The organism is Mycobacterium sp. E3298 (assembly GCF_001666895.1).
In the GTDB taxonomy this organism is placed as follows: domain Bacteria; phylum Actinomycetota; class Actinomycetes; order Mycobacteriales; family Mycobacteriaceae; genus Mycobacterium.
The window spans coordinates 1-7,883 of sequence record NZ_LZJB01000096.1 but is presented as its reverse complement, the minus strand read 5'-3'; the positions used below and the strand labels follow the sequence as shown (position 1 = coordinate 7,883).

Genomic DNA, 7,883 nt, shown 5'->3' with positions numbered 1-7,883 from the left:
TTCGCCAACTTTGTTGCCTGAGAACGAATCCCCGAAGATCGCAAGGAATCTTCCCGGCTGCCCGGGCACTTCGACGATCTCGCCGAGGTCCGCGGCCCCGATCCCCGGGATCCCGGGAATGCCTCCGGTCCCGGCGATCGGACCCAGATCTCTGACCTCGCCTCGCAAGGGGCGTTCCACTATGTCGTCGATGGCCGGGGGCGGGTCGTAGCCTTCGGTGTGCAATGAACCGAGCGCTTTGTGCAGGGTGTCGGAGTAGGCGTTGCGGATTGATTCCATCTGTTTGATGGCATCGCGGACGTCGTCGACGGCGTCGGCGTGGGCACCTTCGATCAATTTCAGCAGTTTGTTGCGTTCCTGCTCGGGCAGGTCCAGCTTCAGATCCTCCTTCGCCGCGCCGATCAGCTTGTCGAGAAACTGCAAATGATGGTCCAGGCTGGCGATTTCTGCGGAGCCCTGCTTCTGCGCGTCGGCCAGCGCGGCGGCGATATTTTCCAGGTCGGCGCCAATCTTGGGCAATTGCTCGGATTGCGCGCCAAGCGATTTTGTTACCCGCTGAACTTCGGAGGAGTCGTTGATCGGATTGTCTCCGTTCTGGTGATTCCACGACGCCTCGAAGCGCTTTCTGGCTTGCTCGAATGCGTGGTCGGCTTCGGCAGAGTGTCGGCCGGCGTTGTGAAACGCCTCCGCCAGCCGCGAGATCTGGAACGGGCTGCCCGCCTGCAGGCTCTGGTTGATCGCCCAGGGGTCACCGCCGGCCGCCCCGATCAGCTCCGCTTCGCTCAGATTTGCCAGCGCCATTGCACGGTCACTGGCCGCTTGACAACAAGAACATCGCCGCCCCCTCTGCGAAGCAAGCGTACCGCCGCATCAGGGCCGGTCGACGGCGAATTCGCCCGCCCGGTCGAGCCGAGGTTGATCTAAGCTTGCGTCCCGGCGAGCTTTCGTGTCGTCAGCGCTTCGGTGTCCTGGAAGGGCCGGCCGTCGGGGCGGAGCAGGTCGTGAAACCAGACCTTCGGAATCGCGGTGTACGGGTGATCCCACGATTCCCACGGGAAGTAGGTCTGGGTCTTCCCGGCGACCAGACCCCAGTTGATGGCGCCGACGTTGTGGCGCTTGGCAATTGGCAGGATTCCTTCCACGGTGCTACCCCGCGGCCTGGCCATGTACTCGGTGCAGAGGATGGGCCTCCCCAGCGGGGCGAGCTCGCCGATCCGGGACTCGAAGCCCGCGGGTTCGGCATAGGAATGGAACGTGACCACGTCCGCGTTGGCCAGCTGGATGTCGCTGATGGCGCTGCGCCCCTGGGGTTGTCCCCAGTCGCCGCGCCACACGCCGCTGGTGAGCGGCTGGCTGGGGTCGACGGCGCGCGCCCATCGGAACACCTGGGGGAGCAGGTTCCCGACGAGCTGTTCCTTGTCGCTGCGCTCGGTGCTTCGGTACACCTTCGCCGGGTTGTCGGGCTCGTTCCACAGGTCCCACCCCAGGACGCGGTCGTCGGTGCGGAACTGCGTCAACACCCCGGTGACGTAGTCGCGCATGACAGCCGCATAGCGGGGATCGCCAAGGCGTTCGGCGCCGGGGCTCTGCACCCAGCCCGAGTTGTGCACGCCGGGGGTCGGCGCGCGCTGCCGCCCCGCCTTCGGCGCCGGATCCCAACACGAATCGAAGAAGACGAACAGCGGCTTGATGCGATGCCGAGCGGCGATGTCGACGAACTGAGCCAGCCGCGTCTGAAAACCCCGTTGATCCTGAGCCCAAAGCTGATCGTGCAGGAACACCCGGGCGGTGTTGTGCCCATAGAACCTGGCCCAGCCGAGTTCGGCGTCGATCCGGCGCGGATCGAAGGTGTCGGGCTGGAACATTTCCAGCTGGTTGATCGCGTTGGAGGTGATGTAGTTGGATCCGACCAGGAAGCCCTGCGCCTGATACCAACGGTTGGCGCGTTCGGCGGGCCATCGGCCCGCTTCCTCCGCCGAGGCGCGTGGCACCCGGGCGAGCGCGGTGCCTGCTGCCAGCAAAACCGGCAGCTTGAGGGCCGTTCGTCGTTGCACGATGTGACGATAAATTTTCCCGGCGATTTCCCCGGGATTTGCCCAGCGCGTCGCGCCGGCTTGACGGGGGAATTGTTATCGCCCCGTCACCTGGCGCTCGTTGGCCCGACCCGCGGGCTAGCGCAACTTGCGGCCGTAACTGTCCTTGACGCTGCCGGTGAACATCATGATCGCGTCGACGATGGCCCAGATGACGCCCGCGAGCAGGACGGGAAAGCCCACAAAGCAGAAGAGCGTGAACACCGTGCCGAAGATGCCGAGACAGAGTTGCGCGACGGCGATTCGACTCGAGTCGAGACAAGAAGCGGCCGGCACCGAACAGCCCGAAAAACAGCTGCAGCAAGCCGGCGGTCGAGGCCGACTTGTCCGACAGCGGTAGTCCGGTGACCGGGTCGCGGCCGTAGGGCGCGTGGGAATCGCCGTAACCGGCATAGCCGGGATACGGCGGATAACCAGGGTATGGCTGCGCGGGCGGCGGAAAGCCCGGCGGCGGAGGCCCGGGCGGCCGCCGGTCCCAGGGTGGCTCATCGGACGGGTTTCCCCGCGGGTCCGGCGTCGACATTGGCCCGAGTTAACCCCGGCACCGGCACCGCGTCCACCTCGGAAGCCCTTAACTCTTTCTCAGGCAAAGATTTGTAGACGCCAATAGTTTCCTATTGCTACTATCGCATCACGACATCATCACGACTCGGTGAGGAGCGCTCCGTGCAGGCACTGTCATTCGATGCGGCCGCCGCCGGAATCGGGACGGATGTGGTCCGCGGCGCCGCTCAAGGTCTGCAGGCCGGTGCCGCCGCATCGCCGGCGACCACCGCTTTGCTGCCGGCCGGGGCCGACGAGGTGTCCGCGCAGGCGGCCCTCGCCTTCGCCGCCGAAGCCTCCGCCTTCCTGGCACTGAACACGGCGGCGCAAGAAGAGCTGGTTCGGATGGGCACGGCGGTGGTCGACATCGCCCGGATGTATTCGGAGGTCGACGCCGCAGCGGCGGGCAGCGTGCTTGCGGTGCGCCCGCTGGCGACCTACCGGATGGCCGGATAACCACCGAGGCCGGCGCCGGCAAATTCGCGCCGGCGGAGACGGCAAAGTTACTTCAAACTTCACCCTCGAGAGCGCGATACTGAAACCGTGCCCGATCGAAACGTGCTAGGCGGTCCGCTGGAACCGTGCGGCACGGAACCACTGACCGGTTACTACCGTGACGGCTGTTGCTCGACGGGGCCCGAGGACATCGGCCGGCACACGATCTGTGCGGTCATGACCGCCGAATTCCTCGAGCACCAGCGTTCCATCGGCAACGACTTGCTGACCCCGGTCCCCGAATACCGATTCCCCGGCCTGCTGCCCGGTGACCGCTGGTGCGTGACGGCGCTGAACTGGCTTCGGGCGCACCAGGATGGCTGCGCCGCGCCGGTGGTGCTGGCCTCCACGCACGAGCGCACGCTCGAGGTGGTGCCTCTCGAGACGCTGGAGGAACACAAGGTCGACGTGCCCGACGACTTGGCGAATCTCTAGGGGCCACGGGGGATCGACGCCCCGGCTCTGTGTCATATTTCTCTTCGGCGACACGTCGAAAAGAGGATCCGGTGGGCTCTGCCGTTGATGACATCGACTTCGATGACCTCACCGCGCCCAAGCTGACCGACGTCCAACGCCAGATTCTGGACTTCACCGAGGCCAAAGTGGTCGACCTCGACATCGACCGGATGCTTGCGGAGGCGGTCGAGCAGGCCGGGCTGGAGCGGGGAGCCGACCTCGACGACGTCGACGGCTTCGCCGGTCGGCTCGCCGCTCACGTCGCCGCGATCGACGGCGACGAGGGCCTGCGACAGCTGACACGGTCCTCGCTGCGGCAACGAGTCGTGCGTCTGCTGCGCAACCGGTTGTCGCTGACCGAACTCCTCAAGCGCTACCCGGAAATCGAAGCCATCCCGATCGAGAAGCCGTTCATCGTCGTCGGGATGCCCCGGTCGGGCACCACGCATTTGGTTAATCTCATTGCCGCCGACCCGCGCCGTCGGGCGTTGCCGTACTGGGAGAGCCAAGAACCCATTCCCGCCCCCGGGCAGGGCCCCGACATCTCCGGCGTCGACCCGCGTTACGCGCGAGCCAAATCCGAGCACGACGCGCTGATGGCCAGCGCGCCGTTGGTCGCAGCCATGCACGACCGATTCCCCGAGGCGATCGAGGAAGAGGTCGAGCTCCTCGACCTCGATCTGGCCGCCTACGTCCTGGAATGGCATGCGCGCGTGCCGGACTGGCGCGATTACTACCTGGGCCTCGACCAGAGCCGCCACTACGCATACCTACGGAAGGTGCTGCAGGCCTTGACCTTTCTGCGGGGCCCGCGGACCTGGATCCTGAAGAGTCCGCAGCACTGTGAACAGCTCGGCCCGCTCATGGCGACGTTTCCCGACGCGACCGTGGCCTTCACGCACCGCGATCCCGTGGCGGTGATCCAGTCGGCGATCACGATGATGGCCTACTCCGATCGACTGCGCCGAACCAGCATCGAGCCGGACTGGCTGGTGGACTATTGGAGCGACCGGGTGCACCGACTGCTCAGCGCGTGCGTGCGCGACCGCGACCTGGTGCCGGCCGAACGCAGCATCGACATCAGTTTCCATCAGCTGAACGGCAACGAGATGCCAGTCCTCGAAAGCCTTTATCGCTGCGGCGGCGTCGAACTGACACCGAAGGTGCGGGCTCGCTTCGAGAAGTATCTGGACGGCAACCCGCGGGGCAAACACGGCCGCATCCGCTACCACCTGCACCGCCACTTCGGCGTCACGCCCGACGAGTTGCGCGGGCGCTTCGACTTCTACTTCGACAAGTTCGACGTCCAGGCCGAGACCTAGCTGGAAGGCAACGACAGCGATGAGTTCCGATCCGATCTACCGCAGCCGGCCCGGCGCCGACGCCATGCGGCCCGCTTCCGCCGAACGGGCGGAAGAGGTCGCGCCCGGGCTGTGGTGTTCACCGGGGCTCTCGAACTCCTACCTACTCACCACGCGTGACGGCCGCGTGATCGTCAACACCGGCATGGGTTTCGAGGGCCCGGTGCACCGCGCGAACTTCGACGCCGTCGATCCCTCGCCGGTGCGCTATATCGTCTTCACGCAAGGACACGTCGACCACGTCGGCGGTTTGGACAGCGTCCGCGACCCGGAGACGACCGTCGTCGCCCAGGCGAATTGGACGCTCTGGCGAGACGACAACGAACGACTCATTCCGTATCGCGCCAGTCGCAGCGCGTTCGCGTTCAAAGAGACCCTGGCCACCGGCATCCAAGCCATTCAACGGCGGTTGGGTAGCACCCGGTTGGCCGGCCAGAGCGTTCCCGTCGTGGACCTCGATTTCGAGGACACCCTGACACTAGAGGTCGGCGGCCGGCGGTTGGAACTGATCGCCGTGCCCGGCGGCGAAACCACCGACTCCCTGGTGGTGTGGCTGCCGGACGAGCGGATTTGCCTGTGCGGGAATGTCTTCGGTCCGCTGTTCGGACACATTCCCAACCTGGTCACTATGCGCGGCGACCGGTATCGCGACGCCCTTACCGCCATCTCCTCGGTGGAGAGGGTGCGTGACCTGCGACCCGAACTCCTGGTGACTGGTCATTTCGAACCGATAGCGGGCCCCGAGCGCATTCATGCCGAGCTGACCCGGCTGCGCGACGCGATTCGGTACGTCCACGACCAGACGGTCGAGGGGATGAACGCGGGCAAGGACGTGCGAACCCTGATGCGGGAGATCACGCTGCCCGCGGAATACGAAGTGGGACAAGGCTATGGGAAGGTGGCCTGGGACGTGCGGGCCGTCTGGGAAAACTACTCCGGCTGGTTTCACCACGAGTCGACCACCGAGCTTTATCCGGTCGGGTTCGACGCCGTCGCCGCAGACGTGGTCGAGCTCGCCGGGGCCGACGCTTTGGTGGGCCGGGCGCGGGAACACCTTGCCGCCGGTCGCCCGCTGCAAGCCATCCATCTTGGCGAGCTCCTTCCGTCCGACCATGCCGGGGCTCGGGCGGTGCTACGCGAGGCACACGGAGAACTGTTGGCCGCCAGCACGAACTTCTGGGAGACCGCCTGGCTGAAGAATCAGATAGCGAGGAACTCATGACGGCACGGGTCAGCTTCGACTTCACCGGCACCACGGCGCTGATCACCGGCGGCACCAGTGGGATCGGGCACGCGACCGCCGTCTTGTTCCGCGACGCCGGGGCCCACGTCGCGGTCACCGGAACGCGACCGGCGGCCGCCGACTACCAGGCCGATCTGTCCGGCATGGAGTATCACCAGCTGCAGATCAGCGACCCCGATTCGGTGGACGCGCTGGCGCGGAAGTTCACCAGCCTCGACGTGCTGGTCAACAACGCCGGTGCCAATTTCCCCGGCGGCCTTGACGAATCGAAGCCGGACGGATTCGAGGCATCGGTCGCGCTGAACCTCACCGGACCGTACCGGTTGACGCTCGGGCTCTACCGCGCGTTGAAGGCGTCGACGGCGGACGGCGGCGCCAGCGTGGTGAACCTGGCGTCGATGTCGGCGCTGCGGGCCGTCCCCTTGGTGCCGGGATACGGCGCGGCGAAGGCCGGGATCGTCTGCGTCACCAGGAACCTCGCCGTCAAATGGGCCGGTAAGGGGATTCGGGTGAACGCGGTGGCGCCCGGCGCCATCGACACCCCGATGACCGCACCGATGCAGGGCTCGGCCGAACTGGTGGAGTCCGAGCTGGCGCACATCCCGTTGCGCCGCTTCGGTTCCGTCGGCGAGATCGCCCCGACCATCGCCTTCTTGTGCACCGAGCAGAGCAGCTACACCAGCGGCGCGGTGTTCGTCGTCGACGCCGCCTCAGACTGCGTCTGAAAACCGAGGAGACACATGACAAGTGCCCTGCGCCCCGAGGATTTCTACCACACCGGCGTCATCGTCCCCGACCTCGACGCCGCCATGGCCCGGCTCAGCGCGCTGGCCGGCTACCGCTGGATCGCCCCGATGACCTACACCCTGCCGTTCCGCACGCCGACCGGCGTCCGCGAGTTGACGTCCACAATCGTTTACTCACTGCAGAGCCCACACCTGGAATTGGTGCAAGAGGTGCCCGGGACCCCATGGATGGCCGCGCCGGGCAACGCGGTTCACCACCTCGGCTATTTCAGTGACGACCTCGCCGCGAGCGCCCAAGCGCTCGAGGCCAACGGCTTCGCCCTCGAGATGACGGCGGACGTGCCCGGATCCGAACTCGGGCTATTCGCTTACTACACAGACTCTTCGGGGGCGCGCATCGAGATCGTCGATCGGGCGCTGTTCCCGGACTTCCCCGCCTTCCTGCAGTCGATGGCCGCCCCACAGGAGGCGTGACGTGTTGCTAACGGTGCTGCGCTTCAACTTCGCCTCCCCGCACGGCGAACCCCGCACGCAGAGCAGGCTGTTGTCGGCCGCCCTCGAATTGGCGCAGTGGGGCGAGGCGCACGGCATCACCTCGATCAGCGTCGACGAGCATCACGCGACCGGACACGGCTGGAGCTGCAACCCCATCATGGCGGCCGCGATGTTCTTGGCCCGGACCTCGACGCTGATCGCCAGCGTGGATTGCGCGCTGGGCCCGCTGTGGAATCCGGTCCGGCTCGCTGAGGACATCGCGCTGGTCGACAACATGAGCCGCGGCCGCCTACACACCACGGTGGGCCTCGGCTATCGTACGGTCGAATATGACGTCATGAGGACCGATTTCGCGCGCCGAGGCGCGCTGATGGACAGCCTGCTCGAACGGATGCTGTCGGTGTGGTCGGGTCCAGGTGCCGACGCGGGAATCTGCACCGGCACCTGGACC

The 7,883-nt window shown here is 66.3% G+C and carries 8 protein-coding genes and 2 pseudogenes; 7 read left to right on the top strand and 3 right to left on the bottom strand.

Annotation, left to right across the window (positions count from 1 at the left end):
* From A9X05_RS04410 to A9X05_RS04400, 3 genes and pseudogenes are all read right to left on the bottom strand, one after another.
* Positions 1-801, bottom strand: a pseudogene (locus A9X05_RS04410) (hypothetical protein); the annotation flags it as partial.
* A gap of 119 nt (positions 802-920) precedes the next feature.
* Positions 921-2,054: a 1,4-beta-xylanase gene (locus tag A9X05_RS04405; RefSeq protein ID WP_067779502.1), complete on the bottom strand. Its 1,134-nt coding sequence runs from the start codon at positions 2,052-2,054 to the stop codon at positions 921-923.
* A 117-nt stretch (positions 2,055-2,171) separates the two neighbouring features.
* A pseudogene (locus A9X05_RS04400) lies at positions 2,172-2,616 on the bottom strand (TM2 domain-containing protein).
* A gap of 143 nt (positions 2,617-2,759) precedes the next feature.
* On the opposite strand from A9X05_RS04400, the gene A9X05_RS04395 reads away from it, so the two are divergent.
* The 7 genes from A9X05_RS04395 to A9X05_RS04365 form a co-directional block, all read left to right on the top strand.
* The gene (locus tag A9X05_RS04395; protein WP_067779500.1) at positions 2,760-3,092 is read left to right on the top strand and encodes a PE domain-containing protein; all 333 of its coding nucleotides are present in this window, start codon (positions 2,760-2,762) and stop codon (positions 3,090-3,092) included.
* 87 nt (positions 3,093-3,179) lie between these two features.
* A complete protein-coding gene (locus tag A9X05_RS04390; protein WP_067779498.1) occupies positions 3,180-3,566 on the top strand; it encodes a DUF2237 family protein in 387 nt (128 codons plus the stop codon).
* A 71-nt stretch (positions 3,567-3,637) separates the two neighbouring features.
* Entirely contained in the window at positions 3,638-4,909 is a 1,272-nt protein-coding gene (locus A9X05_RS04385; protein WP_067748805.1) for a sulfotransferase, read from the top strand.
* A 19-nt stretch (positions 4,910-4,928) separates the two neighbouring features.
* The gene (locus A9X05_RS04380) at positions 4,929-6,170 is read left to right on the top strand and encodes an MBL fold metallo-hydrolase (protein ID WP_067779492.1); all 1,242 of its coding nucleotides are present in this window, start codon (positions 4,929-4,931) and stop codon (positions 6,168-6,170) included.
* Complete coding sequence (locus tag A9X05_RS04375) at positions 6,167-6,916, top strand: SDR family NAD(P)-dependent oxidoreductase (RefSeq protein ID WP_067748811.1); 750 nt, start codon at positions 6,167-6,169, stop codon at positions 6,914-6,916. Before A9X05_RS04380 ends, A9X05_RS04375 begins: the two co-directional genes overlap by 4 nt.
* A 15-nt stretch (positions 6,917-6,931) precedes the next feature.
* Positions 6,932-7,411, top strand: coding sequence for a VOC family protein (locus A9X05_RS04370; RefSeq protein ID WP_067748814.1), 480 nt, complete (start codon positions 6,932-6,934; stop codon positions 7,409-7,411).
* A gap of 1 nt (position 7,412) precedes the next feature.
* Positions 7,413-7,883: LLM class flavin-dependent oxidoreductase (locus tag A9X05_RS04365; protein WP_156736452.1), on the top strand; the 471-nt coding region annotated here is incomplete at its 3' end.

Bases quoted from the DNA above. Each gene is read 5' to 3' on its own strand.
- A9X05_RS04370 (WP_067748814.1), top strand. From the start codon at position 6,932: ATGACAAGTGCCCTGCGCCCCGAGGATTTCTACCACACCGGCGTCATC.
- A9X05_RS04380 (WP_067779492.1), top strand. From the start codon at position 4,929: ATGAGTTCCGATCCGATCTACCGCAGCCGGCCCGGCGCCGACGCCATG.
- A9X05_RS04375 (WP_067748811.1), top strand. From the start codon at position 6,167: ATGACGGCACGGGTCAGCTTCGACTTCACCGGCACCACGGCGCTGATC.